We start from the raw sequence: 20,449 nt of genomic DNA, 5'->3' as shown, positions 1-20,449 counted from the left end.
ATCATAAGCGGATCGATTAGGTATGACAATCTCTAATAAAGACGGCGCGCTTACTTTGTCGTCTTCAGAGGCAGGAATCCAAGCGCCCGGAGCGGGCCGTGATACATAATATCAGACATATACTTGGCCAGCTCGGCCGGGTTTTGCTTTCGTCCGCTGCGGATCCATTCGAGGATGAAGCCGAAATGGGCGGAAGCTATATAGCCGATCAGAATATCCGCCGGCACGAGCATATCGTTCCGGGGCTGGGCGGCGATCAGTTTGCGGTACATGTGGGTATGGATCGTCTCCTTCATTAAGTTTGTGAAGGACAAATCGCCATTCTGGCCGAGCATAACCTCAAAGAAATCTGCCTGCGAATCGAAATATTCGTACACGCGAATAAGCCCGTCATACACTTTGCCCTCCGAAGCTTGCTTAAACATGTCCTTTGGCTCTAAATGCGCAACGATACGCAGCAGCCCTTCTTGGACTTCCGCTTTGATGTGGTCGCGCAAATCGAGTACGTCTTTATAGTGCAAATAGAACGTTCCGCGGTTAATATCCGCTTTGCGCGTCAGGTCGCTGACCGTGATGCTCTCAATGGCTTTTTCTCTTATCAGCGCTACCAAGGCGTCCCGAAGGGCTTGTTTCGTCTTCGCTTTCCTTCTGTCTATTTTCTCCGTCATAGTCTGCAACACATCCCTGAACGATTTATTTTCCCGATAATCGACACTGCCTTTCGCAACTGTTGATTACACGACATTTCATTGGCATATTGCGTATTGAACGTTTCTTAATCCTGATTATAATCAACAATGTGGTCATTATTCAACAAGATGTTGATTATAAATTAGGAGGTCATACACATGTCTTTTATTAAAATGAAGACGGCGCGTATTGGTGTTGTGGCGGTTTTCGTTGTTATCATGATTTTTGGACTCGCGTTGATGGGTTCGGTGCTCAGCGCCAAGCCAAAAAATGTGCCGGTAGCCCTAGTCGTCCTCGATCAACCGGTTAAGCTGCCGGATGGCAGCGCGTTAGCGGTCGGCGAGATGGTGAAGGAGAAGCTGAAAGGCATTGCCGAACTGCCTGTCCAATGGGTGGAGGTCAGCTCGGAAGCGGAGCTTGCAACGCAGTTGGACGAGCAGAAGGTGTACGGCGCGCTGGTGCTGCCCGCTGACTTGAGCTCGGGCATTGCGTCGCTGCAGTCGCCGGCTCCGAAACCCGCGACCGTTCGCATTGTGCTGAACGAAGGCACGAACGCCCAGGCCGTATCGGCCGTTCGGACGATTTTGCAGCAAACGGTGAACACGCTCGGTTCGCAGCTGGCAGGACAATTGCTTGGCCAAATTGGGCAGCATGCGCAGCAAATCCCGGTGTCCGCAGCAAGTGCGCTCTTGCATCCGTTCCAAGTATCGGAACAAATCGTCCATCCTGCGGGTTCGAATAATGCCAGCGGCGGGGCACCGAACATGCTTGTGCAAATACTGTGGCTCGCTTGTATGGTAACCTCAGCTATCATGTTCGTAACCGCTCAGCAGCATGGCAAAAACAAACGCAGCCTCAAAGGTACTATCGCTTCACAGCTGACGGTAGGCTTGCTGCTCGTTACAGCCGCCTCTGCGTTCCTGCTTTGGATGGCGCACTCGTGGTACGGCATGGAATTTACACATCTTGGGCAAACCTGGTTATACCTCTGGCTGATGGCTGCGGCGTTCTTCCTCGTGCAGACGACGCTGCTGAACTGGATTGGGCTTCCGTCGATGATTGTACTTGTGCTGATCTTCTTCTTCTCGATGCCGGTTATCGGCATGCCGCGGGAATTCATGCCCCAAGTAACGGCCGATTGGCTGTACTCGTGGACGCCATTCCGCTACGCGGCAGCCGGTCTTCGCAGCATCATGTACTTTGGCGGCGAAGGCTCTCTGAGCCAAAGCCTCTATGTGCTTGCAGGCATGGCAGCCGCGGGCCTGGTCTTGACCGTGCTATCCGTGTTCAAGCCTCGCAAAGCGGCCGAACCGGCGGTATCTGCCTAAGGCAAAACAGTCGCATTGCCTGCCCCGGAGGCTGGAAGGGGAACTGCAGGGCTCTATTTTGCCCAAAACAGCTCTTTGAGCAAAAGGATGGGAACTACAGTCCGCTAATTCGCCATACCAGACATATATTTGGACAACAGCGGTGGAATAAAGCCCTGTAGTTCCCTCCTAACTCCCGGATGTCCACTTTTCGTCTATATAAGGGAATGGAGTTCTCTTACATCGGTTTTTCTTTATCAGGGATGGCAATAATGAAGAGTACCGAACAAACAAGTGGGGGCATGTATGGAACTAACGCCTGTGATTCCTTTCGAACCGATAAGTACAAACACGCTGCCGGCGTCTGGGGATTGGGTGGCGCAAATCAAATGGGACGGCGTCAGAATGCTGACCTATTTTGACGGCAAAGAAGTTCGTCTCATCAACCGAAGATTGAACGATCGAACGCTCCAGTACCCGGAGATTGCAGACATTGCCTCCTACTGCAAGGCTAAATCCGTCATTTTAGACGGAGAAATCATTGCCCTCAAAGACGGAAAGCCGTCCTTTCATGAAATTATGCGCAGAGACGGTGTAAGAAACTCCAAAAACATTCCGCTGCTCATCAAAGCTGTCCCTGTCGTTTATATGATTTTTGATATCCTATTCCTTGACGGAGAGTGGCTTGTCGATAAACCGCTGCACGAGAGACAGCAGATCTTGGCTAAAACGGTTTCCACGAGCGAAACGATTCAGCTTGTCGCCAACCATGCGGATCCTGATTCCCTATATGCCGTAATGGAGCAGCATGACATGGAAGGTATTGTGATCAAAGATTTGCACAGCAAATATCAACTAAACGGCAAAGATAAGCGCTGGATGAAAAAGAAAATCATTCATGATCTGATCGCTGTCGTAGGCGGAGTAACGAAGAGAGGCAATCTGGTAAATGCTATTTTGCTCGGTCTCTATGACGATTCCGGGGAGCTTTGGTACATCGGTCACGCGGGGACGGGGAAACTAACGCAGAACGATTGGAGATCTTTAACCGAAGCAACCAATGCCATGGTTTTGGAGAAAAAGCCGTTCAGGAATACCCCCGAAAGGTCCAAAGAAGCCATCTGGATCGAGCCCCTCATTACCGTAAAAATCAATTACATGGCATGGACGCGGGACAGAAATTTACGCCAGCCGAGTATTCAATCCGTTGTCACTGTCTCACCGCAAGAGTGCAATTTCAGCCAACTCTAGCTGCCAGCTTAACAAACAAAAGCGCTCATCCTCCAACATAAGGATCAGCGCTTATTTGCTTTACTTGACGGGGATCGGGATTCTTTTTTGACAAGGGAATTTTTGGGTTAATAGTAACTTTTTACTTTACATCTCAGTCTATTAATTGGGAGGTGAGTTCATGACGTTACTTAAAGACAGTGAAAAGTATGAGGAAATTAAAAAAATTCACACTAAAATATGGAATATACTTCAGGATAATGATGAGTTGTACGCAAAGTCATTGTTAAACGAATGTCTAGAATCGCTGAACAATAAGCCAAGTGATAACCAATCAACATCTCAAAAAATAAAAGAGTATCTCAGAAGTCCAATTATTTGGTTTTTCATTGCAGTAGGCTTATTAATAGTACCCCTCCTCGGCTATTTATTGATTTGGATATTAGTACAAATCGAGTGAATCCAAGTCAGCCAGCTTAACAAATAAAAGCGCTCATCCTCCAACATAAGGATCAGCGCTTATTTGTTTTACGTGACGGGTTCCTTCGTTTTCTTGGCGCGGGGTTTCGCTTTCGGCTTCTTTTCCACCGTTACAGTAGTATCCGGCTCTAGCGTCACTTTGCCGCCGCCATCCGGCGATTTCGTAGCATCGAGACTCGCTTGCAGCGCAGCCATAAGGTCGATGACGCTCGTTTTTTGCAGGGCAGGCGCAGCTTGCACTTCTTCTCCGGCAATTTTGTGCTCGATAGCTTCTAACAATCGTCCGCGGTACTCGTCTTTATACTTTTCAGGTTCAAAAGGAGAAGATAGCTGGCTAATCAGCATTTTCGCCATATCCAGTTCACGTTCGTTAACGCTCACTTTCTCGGGGAGGTTAGGAACTTGCGAGATGGGCCTGATTTCGTCAGGGTAGAAAATGGTCTCGAGCGCCAAACAGTTCTCAATGACACGAATAGCGGCCAAGGAGCTTTTGGAGCGGATCGAGACTTTGGCGATACCGATTTTGCCGGTTTGGCGCATGGAGTCAAGCAGCAGATTATACGCCCCGGCCCCCGTATCCCCCGGTCCCAAATAGTACGTTTTCTGAAAATAAACCGGATCGATATCCGTCAAGTTGACGAAATCCAGAATCTTGATCTCTTTATTCGCTTCGCCTGAAATCGTCTCCAGCTCTTCCTTTTCAAAAAGAACGAAACGTCCCGGCTCGTATTCATAGCCTTTCGTTATTTCATCCCACTCTACTTCCTTCTCGCAAGTCTGGCATTTGCGCACATAGGCTAGCGGGGTAATGCACGTTTTATGTATGTATCGCATGGAGATATCTTTATCTTCCGTAGCTGAAAACATTTTCACAGGCACATGAACAAGTCCGAAAGAGATCGCGCCTTTCCAAACCGTATGCATGACTTAATTCCTCCCCAAATGAGCTTCATTGCACTAGTATTCTCTTGTTATCCTTCCTTTATACGGCAACGGTTTAAGAGAATGGTTTGGCTCCGGAGTGGGTACGTTATAGGTGCAAGTTTAGCGCTTTTAGTGCAATTTAAGGCTTGTCAAAGGCAAAGCTAATGCTAAGGAGGATTCTCGGATGACGCAGGATTCACATGTATCCCAAGATACGAGCGATCAGGGACAAGAAGATCATTTTATGGATATTGACCGGATGATTAATGAAGGCTTGGGAGGCGGCAACGTCACCATGCATAACGGATTAATCGAATCCACATCGACGGATACGATGGATCACCCGGAATCGGTATTGGATGAGCCATGAACCTTCATCGCGCTCAGGAAATTTTAGCCGCTGACCACAAGATTACCGTTGAACTGAACGGCGTTCCTGTCTGGATCGACAGTGTGGATGCCAGCAAAGCGCTGGTCAAGGTTCATGCCGAAGAAAACCCGGCCGATGCAAGGTTAGTGACCGTTCAAGAACTGGAAGAGGTCAACTGACGGAAATTGGCCAGCCTGCTCCGATGCGAATCGGGGACGGGCTTTTTTTCATTTCAGGTTGCTGTTGCCTATTGGCGAAGACTATAATAAGAGCAGCACGCGCATTCGGAAGAAAGGGATGAGATCACTGACTCAGTCCACATTTACGTACTACTCCCAGCATGAGGAAGATACCGACAGGTTGGGAAAATTGCTGGCTGCTTACTTGCAGCCTGGGGCCGTTCTGACGCTGGATGGCGACTTGGGGGCCGGCAAAACGAGATTTTCGCAAGGCTTTGCAAGGGCGATAGGCATTCAGGAAAATGTCAATTCCCCTACGTTTACCATCATTAAAGAATATGAGGGAGCGGAGCTTCCTTTCTACCATATGGATATGTACCGCATTTCCCAAGAGGAGGCGGACGAGCTGGGGCTTGAGGATTACTTCTACGGAGCCGGCGTGACTTTGATCGAATGGTCCAGCCTGATTGAAGACCTTTTGCCGCAGCAGCGGCTTGTCATCACAATTGCCCTTCAAGGGGATCAAACCAGAGTATTTCACCTGACTCCGCATGGAGAGCCATATGTGAGTTGGTGTGAACAGATGAAGGAGAACGGACATTTACAATGACAGAACGGACAAAATCTACAGGACGATGCCTAGCCATCGATACCTCATCCTCAGCCATGACAGTTGCTATTCTGGAGAACGGAATGCTGCTTGGCGAGGTGAGCTCACATGCTGAACGGAATCACTCCATCGGGCTGCTGCCCCACATTCAAGATCTGCTTGCTTCGTTGAAACTTAAACCCAAAGACCTGCAGTCCGTCGCTGCGGGCCAAGGCCCCGGCTCTTATACGGGGGTTCGTATTGCTGTGTCCGTAGCCAAAACATTTGCCTGGTCGCTGGGCCTTGACCTGATCGGGGTTTCCAGCTTGGAGGCGATGGCGCTCGGCGGAGCGATGAAAGGGCAGGGTGAGCGCGATAACGGACTCACTTGGGTGGTTCCGCTTTTGGACGGAAGACGCAAACAAGCTTTCACCGCTGTTTATGCCTATTCAGGCTGCTCCCCGATGACAGCGGAGGGCGCGCTTGCCGCAGATTGGCGGGAAGTGCTGCCGGACGGCATTCGTGTCATTGGGCCATGGCTGGCGGAATTGCTTGCACACGCAGCGAACGCAGGACCTGAACAAGCGCCCGGTAAGATCCTCTTCGTAGGTGAAACGGAAGGTTTCAGCGCCGAGCTTGCGCAATTTGCCGAAGATTGGACGGGGAGCTTTGCAGTGCTTCCGTACGGCATTGAAGCCCAGTATATCGGTAAGCTCGCTTATCCGCGATTGGCTAGAGGCGAGAAGGCGGACGTACATACGTTCGTGCCAAATTACACGCGACTGCCGGAAGCTGAAGCTAACTTGCTGGCCGGGGTCCAGGTGAAGAAGGGGGAGATTTGATCATGGAACAACACCAGCCGCAAACAACGGCAGATACGTTGGTTTTTCGCTCCATGCTTATGGAAGACATCCCCTTTATTTGCGAAATCGAGCAGGAAGCCTTTACGACCCCATGGACCAAAGGCGCATTCGAAAATGAACTAACGAACAATCAGTTCGCGCATTATATGATTATGGATATCGGCGGCGAGGTTGCCGGATATGGCGGTATGTGGCTCATTATGGAGGAGGCGCACGTAACCAATATTGCTGTCCGCAACACCTACAGAGGGCGCAAGCTGGGCGAGCGTCTTATACGTGAGTTAATGAAAACGGCCGCTTTCCTGGGAGCGATCCGAATGACGCTCGAAGTGCGGGCATCGAATTACGTGGCGCAAAATTTGTATGAAAAAGTCGGCTTCCGCTCTGTTGGCGTGCGCAGAGGCTACTATACCGATAACCGGGAAGACGCCGTTATTATGTGGGCGGATTTGCCTAAGAGAAGAAAGGATAGTCTCGGGGATTGAGGCTTTCGGCAGGTGAATAATGTGACTAGATTTGATGAACAACAACGAGAATTGCCGGAAGCGAATGCGGCCAAGCCTGCTAAACCGGTCTATATTTTAGCGATTGAAACAAGCTGTGACGAAACCTCGGTAGCCATTGTCGAAAATGGAAAAATCATACGCTCGAATGTTATCTCGAGCCAGATCGAAACGCATCAGCGCTTTGGCGGCGTTGTACCTGAAGTGGCTTCCCGGAAGCATGTGGAGTCGATTACATGGATGCTGGAGGAAGCCGTCGACAAAGCGGGCATCTCGCTGCAGGAGCTGTCCGCGATTGCCGTAACGGAGGGACCCGGATTGATCGGGGCCTTGTTGGTTGGCGTCGTTGCGGGCAAAGCGCTCGCCTGTGCGCTGGATCTGCCCCTGATCGGCGTTCACCACATTGCGGGGCATATCTACGCGAATCAGCTCGTGCATGAGCTGGAATATCCGCTCATTTCCCTCGTCGTGTCCGGCGGGCATACGGAGCTTGTTCTGTTGGAAGAGCCGGGCAAATTCCGGATCATCGGGCGAACGCGCGACGACGCAGCAGGCGAAGCGTACGACAAAATCGCCCGGGCCATGGGCTTGCCTTACCCGGGCGGCCCCCATGTGGATCGGCTGGCGCAGGAGGCCGAATCCGAGATCAAGCTGCCTCGCTCGTGGCTTGAGGCGGACTCTTACGACTTCAGCTTCAGCGGCTTGAAATCCGCGGTGCTGAACGTCGTCAACCAAAGCAAAATGCGCGGCGAGGCCGTACAAACCGCGCAAATCGCCAAAGGCTTCCAAGCATCCGTCATCGACGTGCTTGTGGAGAAGGCTAGTCGCGCCGTGCGTGAATACGGCGCGAAACAGCTCCTGCTCGCTGGCGGCGTCGCCGCGAACAAAGGGCTCCGCAGCGCGCTGGCTGAGCGCTGCGCGGAGCTGGGCGTGCCGCTGCTGGTGCCGCCGCACGCCCTGTGCACGGACAACGCTGCGATGATAGGCGCAGCCGCTTTCCTCAAGTGGGACAAGCAGGAGTTCGACGCGATGGAGCTCAAAGCCGAGCCACAGCTCAAGCTTGAAGAGTGGTAGACTGAAAAAAATAAATGTTCAGATAACTGTATTGACTTTGCCAAATGTGCATATTATAATCACAATCAATACTTTAAAACGCAACGAACGGGAATAGTACGGAACCTCAGTTTCGCTCAGAGAGCTGTGCGCTTGGTGAAAGCACAGACGAAACGTGACCAGAACTCGCCCGGGAGCGGTAAGGCTGATAAGGATGCCAAGGATCCAGCACCCAAGTAGGTCTTGACGGTTGACCCCCGTGATCGGGTACATGAGTGGTTTCGGGCGTAACGGCTCGGATCAATTAGAGTGGTACCGCGGAAGGTTCAGACCTGTCGTCTCTTTTATAGAGATGGCAGGTCTTTTTGGTTTTTGAATATACAATAAACGCAATGATCAAGAGTAGTAAGGGCTCATTTCAACGGTACAGAAAGCTGCGGGTTGATGCGACGCAGACCGTGAACGCCCCGAACTCGCTTGGAAGCGGTCATCCTGATCGGCAGTTTTGCAAATGCTGTTAGGGATGAACGGATGACCTCCGTGATCGGGTGACATAGCAGCCGCTATGTCTGAGGTGGGCTCCCATGTGGAGTCAACAAGAGTGGTACCGCGCTGGGTGAAGACCCGTCGTCTCTTATGTGGAGATGACGGGTCTTTTTGTGTTGTGCGGTGAGTGGGGACGCCACTTTGCGATTGAAAGAGAACTACAGGGCGCTATTTCTGCGGAAAAAGCCCTTGGAGCTTGGGAGAGGGAACTGTGGTCCTCTATTTCACCATTTTGGTGGAAATTTAGCCCACTGGGCTGAAATAAAGCCCTGTAGTTCCCTCGAATGCCCGAAGCGCTGGGTTTTCGCTTAAATAACGGAATGGAGTTCCCTTAAAAATGCTGCTTCCGGCAGATTTGGCGCCAGCGACCAGCAACCAGTAACCAGTAACCAGTAACCAGTAACCAGTAACCAGTAACCAGTAACCAGTAACCAGTAACCAGCAACCAGCAACCAATAACCAACAACTAGTAACCAACAACTAGTAACCAACAACTAGTAACCAGTAACCAATAACCAATAACCAATAACCAACAGGATCAACCATTACCATCACCGGCCCACATAAAGCGGCCCTAATTCGAGGAGGAATTGAACCATGGAAAATAACACAAACCGACGCATTCGCATTTTTGATACGACACTGAGAGACGGCGAACAGGCGCCAGGAGCATCCCTGTACCCGGAAGAGAAAATCAGAATCGCCAGACAGCTGGCGAAAATGGGCGTAGACACGATCGAGCCTGGCTTCCCGATTTCGAGTCCCGGCGATTTCCATGCGGTGCAGCAAATATCGCGCGAGCTCCATGGCGTAGAGATTTGCGGATTTGCCCGCGCAATGAAGGCCGATATTGACGCGGCGGTAAAAGCTACACAGGACGCCGCTTCACGCCGCATTCACATGTTCTTGTCCTCATCGGACATCCATCTGGATTTCCAGCTTCGAAAATCCCGCCAGCAGGTCGTCGAGATGGCTCGCAGTATGGTCGCGTATGCCAAGCAATTCGTGCACAACATTGAATTCTCGCCGATGGATGCGACCCGGACCGGGGACGAATTCTTGTTTGAAGTGCTTGAAGCGGTTATCGCCGAGGGCGCTACGATTTTGAACATCCCGGACACGGTCGGCTATGCGCTGCCGGAAGAATACGGCGCGATGTTCCGCAGAGTGCGCCAAAGTGTAAGAGGCGGCGATACGGTCGAGTACAGTGCGCATTGCCACAACGATCTGGGCCTTGCCGTGGCGAACAGCCTTGCGGCTATTGCAGCAGGCGTTACTCATGTTGAGGTAACGGTGAACGGGGTCGGGGAGCGAGCAGGAAACTGTTCACTGGAAGAGCTGGTGATGGCGATTGAGACGCGTAAGCAAACGATGGGCGTGGAAACCGGGATTGTGTCCAGCGAAATTTTCAACACATCCAAAATGGTCAGCCGGATCATGGGCTTCCCGATTGCGTACAACAAGCCGATTGTTGGAAGAAATGCGTTCCAGCATGAAGCGGGCATTCATCAAGACGGCTTGCTCAAAAATCGCAGCACGTATGAAATTATGGACCCGGAGAAACTGGGAATTCCGCGCTCTATGATCATTCTGGGCAAACACTCCGGGCGGCATGCGCTGAAGCATCGCGTAGGGCAGTTTGGCATTGAGCTTACAGGAGAAGAGCTTGATACGCTGTACACCAAGTTCAAGGAAAAAGCCGATGAGCAAAAAATGGTGACCGACGATCAGCTTCTGGAACTTGTAGGCACGACAGTTGAAGGGCAAATGGAGCCTTTCACGCTGATGCATGTGCAGGTCGTTTCCAGCAGTGACCGCAACCGGGTCGCTTCAGTGGCCGTACGGGACAACCAGACAGGCGTCGAAAATGTCTACTCAGGCACAGGCGAAGGGCCTATCGAGGCGATCATTCAAAGTCTGCGGCAGGCGATCCCGATGGATGTGGATTTCGCTGATCTGGAGCTGCATTCCTTATCGACAGGTGAAAAAGCAACCGGTGAAGCTGAGGTCACCATCGCGGTAGACGGGCAAACCTATAAAAATACCGGCATCGACCAAGATGTGCTGATCGCGGTGGCGAAAGCTTTCATCTCGGCATGCAACCAAGCGATTCGTATGCAGGGCCGTCCTGTAACGTCCGCCGAAGCAACGACTGCCTCTTAATGGAGAGAATCTACGCGAATTGTGAGAAAACTTAGTTATATACACAACTTGTGAACAAAGTTATACACACACCCTGTGTATAATGTGCATAACTTTAAGAATTCCCCGTAGATCAACCTTTTTTAGAGCTCAAAATGTAGAATAACTTTTTAATACGATTTTGTGGATAATGTGGATAAGAATGTGGAAAACAGGTGGAAAGTGTGAGGAGGGGCGGGTTTCGCCTCTCTTTTTTTTGTGGATAACACGGTGCAAAGGAAAAATAGGCGCTGGGAAGCTCGATTTAAATTTTCGGAACAATCAAGCAGTGGATACTTTCTCCTCTGGATGAAAATGCTAAAAGCAAAAACAGCAGGAGAATACCCATGAAGCTAAGAAAATCGCTCTGGGTTGTGGGTATCTTTGGATTAATTTTGCAGTTGTCCACAAGTTTGGGAACTGCAGGGGCTTTTAGTGACCCAATCATCCACAATGCGGAAAATGTAGAAAGACCAGAAACAGTTAAACAGGTCACCGTCGTTTCGATACCGGGTCTTTCGTTTTTGGAGCTGCGGCCTGAACAATTGGCGGGGCTGCCCCATTTTAAGCGATTAACGGAGACTGGCGCTGTTGGCGCGATGAATATTCGTACAGTCAATCGTTCAATGCGGGACGTGTATGCATCGTTAGGATCAGGCGAACCTGCTGCAGGGGGTACGGAGGCGCAAGCTTTTGCTGCAAAGGAAACAAGGCATGGTGTTCCCGCGTCGGTGCTAATGAACCGGTATACGGGGCTTCCCGATGGGAATCGGACTAGTCCTCTGGAGGAAGACGTTTTGCTTGTTCCCGATTTGGCGATGATCAAGCGGCTTAACAAAGAGCAGGCTTACGGCGTCGGTGTGCTGGGGGATTTGCTGAACATGTACGGGATTCATCGCTCTGTGTTCGGGAGCAGTGATTTAGGCGGAGGATCGCACCTGGAACAAAAGCAATTGCGGCGCTATGCTCCGCTTATGCTAATGGACTCCCATGGCCTAGTGGATAACGGGGCGCTCGGTGACGATGCTGCGACTGCCAAAGTAGATAGACCGTATGGGACGAGTACCGATTATGCTCATTTAACCTCGTTATGGGAAAAAAGGCGGCAGCCAAGCATCACGCTAATTGAATGGGGCGATTTGTACAGACTGTACAGTGAACGAACGCATTACGACCAAGATCGGTTTAATGAGATAAAAGGCATCGTGCTGAGAGAAATGGATCAATGGCTGGGACAGATCATGAAGGAAATGCACCCTGAGCGGGACAGCCTGTGGATATTCTCGCCGGAGGTCAACGGGGAAGCAGCCAGAGCCAAATTATACTTGTCGCCGATCCTTCATTATACAGTTGGCAGCACAGGGGAGCTCCTCGTCTCGGAATCTACCCGGAGGAATGGCGTTGTGACCTTTCAAGATTTCACGAGCACGCTGCTGGGCGAGTTCAAAATTCCAATTCCCATTGGGCTTGTGGGCATCCCGTTAACATCGTTTAAAGTGATTGATGGGCTGGCAGCGCTGCTTCAAGATCAGAGCAGCATGCAGATGATTTATCGCAGCAGACCTTACTTGCTATATCCTTTTGCGACTTACGAGATGGCTGTTCTGCTGGTAAGTTTGCTCTATGTTATGTGGAGGAAGAGAAGGGGATCAGCCTGGACAGGCTGGGGCCAGACAGCTCACCGGTCGACCAAAGTTATAAGGACTTTGCTGCTGTCGCTTCTGACCGCACCTGTCGTTATGCTGATGATGGGCTGGCTGGCTGCTCCTTTGACAGACCGGCTGGGGATCGCGGGAGCGATTATCGTGCAAGTGATCGCGTTCGTCGTGTCCAGCCTGTCCCTTGCCTGGTTACTGGAAACATGGAGCCAAACGAAGACGATGATTTGGCTCGGGGTAGGGACGGCAGCGGTCATTATGCTGGACACTTGCACCGGGGCGCATGCGATGAAGCATTCGGTGCTCGGCTATGATCCGATGATTGGCGCGCGCTACTACGGCATCGGCAATGAGTACATGGGCGTCCTGATCGGCGCCCTTGTGCTCGGCACTACGGCGGCTTTGCAGCGCCGGTTTGCCGCTGCTGCTGCCGGCGTAGCAGCAGCAGGGGCTCCAGGCCGCGTTGCGCCGGCAGCCGTAGGCGCAGCGTTCTTGCTCGTGACGGCGTGCCTGGCGGCACCGTCACTCGGGGCGAACGCGGGCGGCGCTCTGAGCGCCGCGGTCGCCTTCGGCGTGGCCGGCGCGCAGTGCTTCGCCGGCGTTCGCTGGCGCGAGCTGCGCCTAGGCAGGGGCTCGGCCCTGCTGGCGGCGCTGCTCGCGCTGGGCGTAGGGGCGCTGTGGCTGCTCAACAGCGCCGATTCTCCCGCGGCGTTCGCGCGGGAGAGCCATGTCGGGCGCGCGTTTCACGCGCTGCGCGCCGGGCAGTTCGATCAGATCGGACATCTGATCGTTCGGAAACTGCGGATGAACGTGCATTTGCTTCGTGCATCCGTTTGGAGCAAAGTGCTCATCACGAGCCTCTTCGTGATGACCGTGCTTGTGCTCCGCCCGCGCGGCCGTCTGCGCGTATGGCAGCAAAAAAACCCGTACTGGATGTACGGGTTTTCCGCCAATATGATCGGAGCCATAGCCGCGCTGCTGCTGAATGACTCCGGCATTGTCGCGGCGGCGACGCTGATCGTTTTCGTCGCGGTTCCTATGCTGCTTCTGCGGCTGCGGGAGCTTTCATATGCCGAGGCGGAGTAAGTAAACTGGAAAACCGCCCTCTAAATTGCTCGAAAGATGATTTTATAGTGAAATAAAAGGATCTGACAAGCCTCTGCAGCAAAATTAGAGGGAATTTCCCCCTTATTTCCCACACAGAAGCCTCTCGCATTTTGTAATCCAAGCTTTGTAAGCTTCCCCGCGCTACGCGAGGAGTGTTTCCCACTCCTCATAACAAGCAGCAAGCGTGCTCTTCCGCTTGTCCACCTCGGCCGTCTTCTCCTGAACGAGGACGTAGTTGTTGTACACGTCAGGATCGGCGAGCTCCGCCTCCAGGGCGGAGACTTCGTCTTCCAGCCGGGCGATGTCGAGCTCGAGCTGCTCCAGCTTGCGCTGGCGGCTGCGCTCTTCGCGCTTCGCCAGCTTGTCCGCTTCATACCCGCCGCTGCCGGCGAATTCATTTTTCCCTGCCCCGGAGCTGCTTGCGGATTTTTTCTCCGCTTCCTTGGCCAGGCGCTTGGACTCGATTTCGGCGAGCTCGGCCTTTTTCTCCAAGTAGTCGTCATAGTTGCCGAGATAGGAGGTGAGCCCGTCTTTTTGCAGATCGAGCATGCTCTCGGCCATTTTATTCAGGAAGTAGCGGTCATGGGAGATGAAGAGGAGGGTTCCCTCGTAATCCATCAAAGCTGATTCCAGCACTTCTTTACTGTACAGATCCAGATGGTTGGTAGGCTCATCGAGGATGAGCACATTCGCTTTCTGCAGCATGAGCTTGGCCAAAGCCACGCGGGCTTTCTCGCCGCCGCTTAAGGAGGAGACTTTCTTGAACACTTCTTCGCCGCTGAACAAGAAGTTCCCGAGCACGGTGCGAATGCGGGCTTCCTCCAGATGCGGATAGGTGTTCCACACTTCCTCCAGCACGCTGTTGGACGGGGTGAGCCCCGTCTGCTCTTGATCGTAATACCCAATGGTGACGCCAGTACCCCATTTGAAGGTGCCGGCGTCTTGTTTGTGCTGGCCGATCAATGTTTTGAGCAGCGTCGATTTCCCGACCCCGTTGGGGCCGATCAGGGCAGCCGTTTCCGAGCGGCGAAGTTGGAACGAGACACCGTCCAGCAGCCGGTTATGGCCATCGTATGAAATCGCCAGACGGTCGACTTGGAGAACTTCTTTTCCGGACGTCTGCTCAATCTCAAAAGAAAACGATGCCCGCTTTAAATCGCCCATCGGCTTGTCGAGACGATCCATTTTTTCAAGCTGCTTGCGGCGGCTCTGCGCTCTTTTGGTCGTAGATGCCCGCACGATGTTGCGCTGCACGAAATCTTCCAGCTTCGCGATTTCTTCCTGCTGCTTTTCAAACTGCTTCATTTCGATCTCATAGTTGGCTTCCTTGATCTCGATGAACCGGGAATAGTTGCCGGTGTACCGCTTGGATGCATGCCGTTCAATCTCATAGATCGACGTTACTAACGCGTCAAGGAAGAAACGGTCATGGGACACAACCAGAATAGCGCCCGGATAGCCCCGCAAATAGCCTTCGAGCCAGGTCAGCGTCGGGATGTCCAAATGGTTCGTCGGCTCATCCAGCATAAGCAGGTCGGGCTCTTCGAGCAGCATTTTGGCCAGGGCCAGCCTTGTTTTCTGACCGCCGCTCAATGTTTGCACGAGGGTGTCCGGCGGAAATTGGCCGAAGCCCATCCCGTGGAGGATGCCCCGAATTTTGGCTTCGATTTCGTAGCCGCCCTGCTCACGGAAATATTCGGAGCGCCCCGCGTACCGGTTCATCGTGGACTCGTACTTTTTTTCATCCTCGATCAACGAAGGGTCTGCCATCATGGCTTCCAGCTCACGCAGTTCTCTCTCGGTCTCCAGCAAGGAGCTAAACACGCTAAGCAGCTCGTTCCAGATGGACTTTTCCGTTTGGAGTCCGCTATTTTGCTTTAAATAGCCGATTTTCGTCTCTTTCGCTTTGAAAATGTCGCCGCTGTCATAGGACATTTCCCCGGCAATGATTTGGAGCAAGGTCGATTTCCCGGCGCCGTTGACACCGACTAAACCGATGCGTTCCTTATCTTCGATTTGAAGCGTTATATTGGAGAGTACGGAGCGTACCCCATAGCTTTTGGATAGGTTTGAAACTTGTAATAGCATTTGCCGATGCCTCCTGCTTATTAATGAAAGAACCTGCGCAAGCCCGCATGACCGGACTGCCTATAATCCCATCAATTCACTAGTATACACCATGCGTGAGTACGTCGTATGCTTAATTTTGCATAGACGAAGGGGGTGAGGGAAGGTGCTTAAGCTTTTTCTTTTGCGGCTTGGCAGGTATATGGGTTTGTTGGTTCTCCTTTCTGTCATGCTTGTGGAGCCAATCAACGGTTGGGGTAAAGGTCAATTGACAACTGCTGCTGCTTCTACTTTAGGGGCACCGGCCTCATTCACAATGATCACGCTGAACATGCACCACGGCGAAGGGCTGGACGGGAAAGTCGATATCAAACGGATTGCCGAGCTTCTTCAGCATGAAAATGCCGACATCATCGCCCTTCAGGAAGTGGACCGTTACCGTTTGCGCAGCGGATTCGCGGATCAAGCCCAAGAACTGGCTGATATGCTGGGGATGAATATGCGTTACAGTCCTAGTTTAACCTATCGTGTAGGGCAATATGGCAATGCGCTTCTGAGCCGTTATCCGATCGTGGACAGCAGCTGGACGCTTCTGCCGGGGAGCAAGGAAACAAGAAGTCTGCTAATGGCTACCGTACGGATCGGTTCCGAGCAGGTTCGCCTTGCAACGACCCACTTAGGCCTGTCGCAAGAGGATCGAAGGCTGCAGCTTACGCGCATCTCGCAGCTTTTGGCGGATAATAAGGAAGAACCGCTCGTCGTTGCCGGCGATTTTAATATGGAAGAGGATGCGTTTCCTGTAAAAATGAACGGGATGGGACTGGTCGACGTGCCCCTGCGGAAGGATGCAAAGGGGACTTTTGCCAGCGGTCAAAGGATCGATTATGTTTTTACAAATGTGACAAACACGGGTTCGGCATGGACGGTTCCGACGATATTTTCGGATCATTTTCCCGTCATGACGCGGATTCCGCTGGGGTCGCCAGCCCGAGTATAGTTTTTTTCTTTGTTTATGTTAAAATGGGGGAAACCACTCCTTGTTAGGGAAGGGCTGAGCCAGTATGAACATCCGAGAGCGAAAAATTGAACTGCGCAAGGAAATGGAAGAGCTGCGCTCCTCCATCACAGCGGAAGAACGGGAAGAGAAGCAGCTGCGCATTCATGAGCGAATGACGAAGCTTTGTTCAGACAGACTTCTTGGCACTGGTCAGGAAGCGTCCGTTCCCCCTACAATAATGACGTATATGCCATTCCGGTCCGAGCCGGACGTTGCCCCTCTGATGGAATGGTGCTGGCAGCAGGGAATTCGTGTGCTTGTGCCGAAGGTTGTAGCAGATACGAAAACGATGAATTTGCATATCATTCGCGCCTATGAAGATTTGGAGAGCGGAGCATGGGGCATTAGAGAGCCGCACGACGTTGTGCCGATCGAGCATGATTTGTCCACCATTTCGCTGATTTTGGTGCCGGGGCTTGCTTTTGACATGGATTTCGGAAGACTCGGCTATGGCGGCGGTTTCTATGACAGGTTCATGCAGTTGTTTGCTGCGCGCGGCTTGGTGAGGCCGTTTGCGGTTGCAGCGGCTTTTGATAAGCAGTTGATTCCTGCGGTGCCATCTTCCTGGCATGATTTCCGGGTTGACGGCATAGTCACCGAGAGCAAGATGGTGTTTAGATCAGAAACATAAAACAGAGGTGAGAGATTTGCCCGATTCCTCTCCATTAACGCATTTTAACGAGCAGGGACGAGCCCGCATGGTCGACATTTCAGACAAGACGGAAACGAAACGCACGGCGACAGCTCGTTCTACTTTACTTATGAAAAGCGAGACGCTTGCCTTGATCAAACAGGGTAAAATGAAAAAAGGCGACGTCCTCGCTGTCGCGCAGGTGGCTGGCATCATGGCTGCCAAAAAAACGTCAGACTGGATTCCGATGTGCCATCCGATTGCATTATCGGGCGTTGACATTCAGTTTGCCGATAATGGCAGCAATGAACTCTACATAGAAGCAACTGTAAGGACGACGGGGCCGACAGGCGTTGAAATGGAAGCATTGACGGCCGTATCCGCCGCCGCGCTAACCGTCTACGACATGTGTAAAGCCGCAGAGAAGGATATGATCATTAGCTCCACGCTGTTAGTCATGAAAACAGGCGGTACAAACGGGGATTTTCACAGACAGGATAGTTGATGGCAGCGCGACTTAAACGACTGGGTTTGCGTATAGAGAAAGTCGACGTTCATTCAGTAGTAGGGGTTATCTCATTCAGTTAACAAGGGAGAGGTGACGAAGGATGCACTGGAAAGTTGCGATTTTGACAGCCAGTGACCGCGGTTACCGAGGAGAACGAGAGGACACTAGCGCTCAGGTAATCCGCGAGCTTATTGAAGAAGAGATTCAAGGCGAGATCATCGAGTACCGGGTTGTGCCGGACGAGATGGACGAAATTATGGCTTCATTAATAGAAATGACGGATTATTATCAGGCCGATCTGATCTTAACGACGGGCGGGACCGGACTGGCTCCCCGCGATGTGACGCCGGAAGCGACGCTCAATGTCATTGACCGGGTTGCTCCTGGCTTTGCAGAGGCGATGCGGATGATTTCGATGCAGAAAACGAAGAAAGCGATGCTGTCCAGAGCGGTATCCGGTATTCGCGGACGCACGTTGATTATTAATTTGCCGGGCAGTCCCAAAGGCGTACAGGAAAATCTGATGGCGATTATCGATCAGCTTCCGCATGCGCTGGGCATTCTGACAGGCAAAGAAGGTGACCACGGGTGAATATTCGGGTCAAGCAAGAAGGTGATGGAGCATGAGCAAAATGGATGCGATGCTGCGTGAAGTGAAGGTTGAGGATGCGGTCGGTATGATTCTGCCTCATGATCTTACGCAGATTTTGCCCGGCGAGTTCAAAGGGCGATTGTTCCGCAAAGGCCACCAAGTGACGGAGGCTGATATTCCGGCGCTGCTCAGCATCGGCAAAGAGCATATCTATGCGATGGAGCTTCAGCCCGGCTATTTGCATGAGGACGAGGCCGCCCTGCGCATGGCCAGAGCCATCGCTGGCGACGGACTCAAGCTTACGGAGCCGCATGAAGGCAAAGTCAATGTGAAGTCGCCGATTCACGGCTTGGTCCGAATTGATAAAACCTTCGTCGACAGCGTGAACGCGATCGACGAGGTTGTGATGTCGACGGTACGCGGAGGCACCGTCGTCAAAGAAGGCGCTTCGCTGGTCGGCACGCGGGTGATCCCGCTGATTGTGGACGAAGCGAAGGTCGCGGAGGTCGAGCGTCTGGCCGCCGCTCGACGTGCAGAGGGCTTCACCTTGCTTGAGGTGAAGCCATTTCGCAAGCTGCGCGTAGGCGTCGTGACGACGGGCAGCGAGGTGTTCAAGGGCCGAATTCAGGACAAATTCGGCCCGGTGGTGAAAGAGAAGGTCGCGCAGCTCGGCTCCGAGGTGGTGGATCAGCGCTTCGCCGACGACGACAGCGAAGCGATTGTGGGTGAGATCCACGCGCTGCTTGCGCAGGACGTGGATCTGATCTTGGTCACGGGCGGCATGTCCGTGGACCCGGACGACCGCACGCCGGGCGCGATCAAGCAGGCCGGTGCCCGCGTGGTCAGCTACGGCACGCCGATGCTGCCGGGCTCGATGCTGATGATCGCCTATCTGGGCGATGTGCCGATCATGGGCTTGCCGGGCTGCGTGATGCATGACCCGTACACGTCCTTTGATGTGCTGCTGCCGCGCATATGCGCGGGCGAGACGATTGTGCGCAGCGACATTACGGAGATGGGGTATGGCGGGTTTTATCAATGTTAGCTGTGTGTGCGAGATTTATCGTTTAACGGGAATAATTCCCGCTAAATGGAGCCATTGTCGCGATAAATGCGAATTAGCGGGAAAATCTACCGTTAATTTATAAGGTTTTGGCTATTTTCGGAGGATATCCCTCATTTAACGGGAGGAATTCCGGCTAATGGCGTTAATCTGGTTTTTGAGAACAAATTAGCGGACATTTTCCTGTTAATTGTTTGTGAGATGTGTAAAGCAATACATGATGGAGTTGAAAGACATGTTCCAAAATATCGGCTTCAGCGAGCTATTATTAATTGCTATCGTTGCACTTGTCTTATTCGGGCCCCAGAAGCTCCCCGAGATTGGCCGTGTGCTGGGGCGCACGATCAGGGATTTCAAGAAAGCTGCGAGCGAGCTTATGAGCGATGAGCCGCCGCAGGCGAAAGCGCCGCAGGCTCTGGCTGCTGCGCCAGCGCCGCAAGCTGTCGAGCAAGCTGCAAGCGCCTCGCCGGCCGTGGATGCAAGCACGGAGCGGCTGGCCGTTCCGGCCGCAGCTCCGGAGCCAGGAGCTTCCGCGGCAGACCCGGCAGCTCCGACGCCTGCGGCAGTTGTCGCAGCGCCAGGTGCCTCGGCGCCTTCAGTTGCTGCTGCAGCGCCTGATACTGCCGCAGCACCAAAACCGGCTGTGCTGTTCGTCTCAAGCGCGCCAGCATTGGCGGAGACCGATGCATCCGCAGCTTCTTCTGCTGCACCGGCAGGCGCCAAGCCATCGGCGCCTGCCGCTCCGGTAGCCGCGTCGTCTGCCGCGTCGGCAGCAACTCAGCCAAGCAATTCGCGGCGTCTGCCGGACTAGCTGTTTTATTTTAGCATAACAAGTGGGTCAGCCTTTATAG

Annotated in this window: 20 protein-coding genes and 2 other annotated features; of the genes, 17 read left to right on the top strand and 3 right to left on the bottom strand. The window is 52.6% G+C overall.

What is annotated here, in order from left to right; translation table 11 throughout:
• Positions 1–50: 50 nt before the first annotated feature.
• Complete coding sequence (locus tag AC3WRW_RS20075) at positions 51–668, bottom strand: TetR/AcrR family transcriptional regulator (RefSeq protein WP_492548073.1); 618 nt, start codon at positions 666–668, stop codon at positions 51–53.
• 180 nt (positions 669–848) lie between these two features.
• Here AC3WRW_RS20075 and AC3WRW_RS20070 point away from each other — a divergent pair, with 180 nt between their 5' ends.
• From AC3WRW_RS20070 to AC3WRW_RS20060, 3 genes are all read left to right on the top strand, one after another.
• Positions 849–2,018, top strand: a complete 1,170-nt coding sequence (locus tag AC3WRW_RS20070; RefSeq protein ID WP_492548072.1) for a YhgE/Pip domain-containing protein — start codon at positions 849–851, stop codon at positions 2,016–2,018.
• Positions 2,019–2,303: 285 nt separating this feature from the next.
• Positions 2,304–3,248, top strand: coding sequence for an ATP-dependent DNA ligase (locus AC3WRW_RS20065; protein WP_492548071.1), 945 nt, complete (start codon positions 2,304–2,306; stop codon positions 3,246–3,248).
• A 160-nt stretch (positions 3,249–3,408) separates the two neighbouring features.
• Positions 3,409–3,687 carry a hypothetical protein gene (locus AC3WRW_RS20060; RefSeq protein WP_492548070.1) on the top strand — a complete coding sequence of 93 codons (279 nt, stop codon included), beginning with the start codon at positions 3,409–3,411 and terminating at the stop codon, positions 3,685–3,687.
• 68 nt (positions 3,688–3,755) lie between these two features.
• On the opposite strand, the gene ku is transcribed toward AC3WRW_RS20060, so the two are convergent.
• Entirely contained in the window at positions 3,756–4,631 is an 876-nt protein-coding gene (gene ku, locus AC3WRW_RS20055; RefSeq protein WP_492548069.1) for a non-homologous end joining protein Ku, read from the bottom strand.
• 184 nt (positions 4,632–4,815) lie between these two features.
• Here ku and AC3WRW_RS20050 point away from each other — a divergent pair, with 184 nt between their 5' ends.
• The 8 genes from AC3WRW_RS20050 to AC3WRW_RS20015 all read left to right on the top strand — a co-directional run bounded on the left by AC3WRW_RS20050 (position 4,816) and on the right by AC3WRW_RS20015 (position 13,659).
• Complete coding sequence (locus AC3WRW_RS20050; protein ID WP_492548068.1) at positions 4,816–5,001, top strand: hypothetical protein; 186 nt, start codon at positions 4,816–4,818, stop codon at positions 4,999–5,001.
• Positions 4,998–5,180, top strand: coding sequence for a small, acid-soluble spore protein, H family (locus tag AC3WRW_RS20045; protein ID WP_492548067.1), 183 nt, complete (start codon positions 4,998–5,000; stop codon positions 5,178–5,180). The genes AC3WRW_RS20050 and AC3WRW_RS20045 overlap by 4 nt, the downstream gene beginning before the upstream one ends.
• A gap of 118 nt (positions 5,181–5,298) precedes the next feature.
• Positions 5,299–5,790, top strand: a complete 492-nt coding sequence (tsaE, locus tag AC3WRW_RS20040) for a tRNA (adenosine(37)-N6)-threonylcarbamoyltransferase complex ATPase subunit type 1 TsaE (RefSeq protein ID WP_492548066.1) — start codon at positions 5,299–5,301, stop codon at positions 5,788–5,790.
• Positions 5,787–6,611: a tRNA (adenosine(37)-N6)-threonylcarbamoyltransferase complex dimerization subunit type 1 TsaB gene (gene tsaB, locus AC3WRW_RS20035; protein ID WP_492548065.1), complete on the top strand. Its 825-nt coding sequence runs from the start codon at positions 5,787–5,789 to the stop codon at positions 6,609–6,611. Before tsaE ends, tsaB begins: the two co-directional genes overlap by 4 nt.
• 2 nt (positions 6,612–6,613) lie before the next feature.
• Positions 6,614–7,117, top strand: coding sequence for a ribosomal protein S18-alanine N-acetyltransferase (gene rimI, locus AC3WRW_RS20030; protein WP_492548064.1), 504 nt, complete (start codon positions 6,614–6,616; stop codon positions 7,115–7,117).
• Positions 7,118–7,138: 21 nt separating this feature from the next.
• Positions 7,139–8,209, top strand: coding sequence for a tRNA (adenosine(37)-N6)-threonylcarbamoyltransferase complex transferase subunit TsaD (gene tsaD / locus AC3WRW_RS20025; protein WP_492548063.1), 1,071 nt, complete (start codon positions 7,139–7,141; stop codon positions 8,207–8,209).
• Between the two features lie 74 nt (positions 8,210–8,283).
• Positions 8,284–8,534: a binding site (T-box leader), on the top strand.
• A gap of 37 nt (positions 8,535–8,571) precedes the next feature.
• Positions 8,572–8,826 (top strand) — a binding site (T-box leader).
• Positions 8,827–9,331: 505 nt separating this feature from the next.
• On the top strand, positions 9,332–10,897 hold the full coding sequence (locus tag AC3WRW_RS20020) for a 2-isopropylmalate synthase (RefSeq protein ID WP_492548062.1): 1,566 nt from the start codon (positions 9,332–9,334) through the stop codon (positions 10,895–10,897).
• Between the two features lie 365 nt (positions 10,898–11,262).
• On the top strand, positions 11,263–13,659 hold the full coding sequence (locus tag AC3WRW_RS20015; protein WP_492548061.1) for a hypothetical protein: 2,397 nt from the start codon (positions 11,263–11,265) through the stop codon (positions 13,657–13,659).
• A gap of 162 nt (positions 13,660–13,821) precedes the next feature.
• Here AC3WRW_RS20015 and AC3WRW_RS20010 read toward each other — a convergent pair whose 3' ends face one another.
• On the bottom strand, positions 13,822–15,768 hold the full coding sequence (locus AC3WRW_RS20010; RefSeq protein ID WP_492548060.1) for an ABC-F family ATP-binding cassette domain-containing protein: 1,947 nt from the start codon (positions 15,766–15,768) through the stop codon (positions 13,822–13,824).
• 145 nt (positions 15,769–15,913) lie between these two features.
• Here AC3WRW_RS20010 and AC3WRW_RS20005 point away from each other — a divergent pair, with 145 nt between their 5' ends.
• The 6 genes from AC3WRW_RS20005 (at position 15,914) to AC3WRW_RS19980 (ending at position 20,409) form a co-directional block, all read left to right on the top strand.
• Positions 15,914–16,744 carry an endonuclease/exonuclease/phosphatase family protein gene (locus AC3WRW_RS20005; protein ID WP_492548059.1) on the top strand — a complete coding sequence of 277 codons (831 nt, stop codon included), beginning with the start codon at positions 15,914–15,916 and terminating at the stop codon, positions 16,742–16,744.
• 64 nt (positions 16,745–16,808) lie between these two features.
• Positions 16,809–17,435 carry a 5-formyltetrahydrofolate cyclo-ligase gene (locus AC3WRW_RS20000; protein WP_492548058.1) on the top strand — a complete coding sequence of 209 codons (627 nt, stop codon included), beginning with the start codon at positions 16,809–16,811 and terminating at the stop codon, positions 17,433–17,435.
• Positions 17,436–17,451: 16 nt separating this feature from the next.
• Positions 17,452–17,940, top strand: coding sequence for a cyclic pyranopterin monophosphate synthase MoaC (gene moaC / locus AC3WRW_RS19995; protein WP_281364281.1), 489 nt, complete (start codon positions 17,452–17,454; stop codon positions 17,938–17,940).
• A 103-nt stretch (positions 17,941–18,043) separates the two neighbouring features.
• Positions 18,044–18,535, top strand: coding sequence for a MogA/MoaB family molybdenum cofactor biosynthesis protein (locus tag AC3WRW_RS19990; RefSeq protein ID WP_056608535.1), 492 nt, complete (start codon positions 18,044–18,046; stop codon positions 18,533–18,535).
• Positions 18,536–18,566: 31 nt separating this feature from the next.
• Positions 18,567–19,580: a molybdopterin-binding protein gene (locus AC3WRW_RS19985; RefSeq protein WP_492548057.1), complete on the top strand. Its 1,014-nt coding sequence runs from the start codon at positions 18,567–18,569 to the stop codon at positions 19,578–19,580.
• Positions 19,581–19,833: 253 nt separating this feature from the next.
• A complete protein-coding gene (locus AC3WRW_RS19980; RefSeq protein WP_492548056.1) occupies positions 19,834–20,409 on the top strand; it encodes a twin-arginine translocase TatA/TatE family subunit in 576 nt (191 codons plus the stop codon).
• The last annotated feature ends 40 nt before the right edge of the window (positions 20,410–20,449 follow it).

Source organism: Paenibacillus sp. FW126-R14, from assembly GCF_058789495.1.
The sequence above is the reverse complement of the archived record's forward strand: the minus strand, read 5'-3'. Positions and strand labels throughout refer to the sequence as shown.

Excerpts from the sequence above, each read along its gene's own strand:
- AC3WRW_RS20065 (WP_492548071.1), top strand. The coding sequence starts at position 2,304 with ATGGAACTAACGCCTGTGATTCCTTTCGAACCGATAAGTACAAACACG.
- rimI (WP_492548064.1), top strand. The coding sequence starts at position 6,614 with ATGGAACAACACCAGCCGCAAACAACGGCAGATACGTTGGTTTTTCGC.
- AC3WRW_RS19985 (WP_492548057.1), top strand. The coding sequence starts at position 18,567 with ATGAGCAAAATGGATGCGATGCTGCGTGAAGTGAAGGTTGAGGATGCG.
- AC3WRW_RS20020 (WP_492548062.1), top strand. The coding sequence starts at position 9,332 with ATGGAAAATAACACAAACCGACGCATTCGCATTTTTGATACGACACTG.
- AC3WRW_RS20060 (WP_492548070.1), top strand. The coding sequence starts at position 3,409 with ATGACGTTACTTAAAGACAGTGAAAAGTATGAGGAAATTAAAAAAATT.
- AC3WRW_RS20050 (WP_492548068.1), top strand. The coding sequence starts at position 4,816 with ATGACGCAGGATTCACATGTATCCCAAGATACGAGCGATCAGGGACAA.
- tsaE (WP_492548066.1), top strand. The coding sequence starts at position 5,299 with ATGAGATCACTGACTCAGTCCACATTTACGTACTACTCCCAGCATGAG.
- ku (WP_492548069.1), bottom strand. The coding sequence starts at position 4,631 with ATGCATACGGTTTGGAAAGGCGCGATCTCTTTCGGACTTGTTCATGTG.
- tsaB (WP_492548065.1), top strand. The coding sequence starts at position 5,787 with ATGACAGAACGGACAAAATCTACAGGACGATGCCTAGCCATCGATACC.
- AC3WRW_RS20010 (WP_492548060.1), bottom strand. The coding sequence starts at position 15,768 with ATGCTATTACAAGTTTCAAACCTATCCAAAAGCTATGGGGTACGCTCC.
- AC3WRW_RS20070 (WP_492548072.1), top strand. The coding sequence starts at position 849 with ATGTCTTTTATTAAAATGAAGACGGCGCGTATTGGTGTTGTGGCGGTT.
- AC3WRW_RS19990 (WP_056608535.1), top strand. The coding sequence starts at position 18,044 with ATGCACTGGAAAGTTGCGATTTTGACAGCCAGTGACCGCGGTTACCGA.
- AC3WRW_RS20075 (WP_492548073.1), bottom strand. The coding sequence starts at position 668 with ATGACGGAGAAAATAGACAGAAGGAAAGCGAAGACGAAACAAGCCCTT.
- AC3WRW_RS20000 (WP_492548058.1), top strand. The coding sequence starts at position 16,809 with ATGAACATCCGAGAGCGAAAAATTGAACTGCGCAAGGAAATGGAAGAG.
- AC3WRW_RS20045 (WP_492548067.1), top strand. The coding sequence starts at position 4,998 with ATGAACCTTCATCGCGCTCAGGAAATTTTAGCCGCTGACCACAAGATT.
- AC3WRW_RS19980 (WP_492548056.1), top strand. The coding sequence starts at position 19,834 with ATGTTCCAAAATATCGGCTTCAGCGAGCTATTATTAATTGCTATCGTT.
- AC3WRW_RS20015 (WP_492548061.1), top strand. The coding sequence starts at position 11,263 with ATGAAGCTAAGAAAATCGCTCTGGGTTGTGGGTATCTTTGGATTAATT.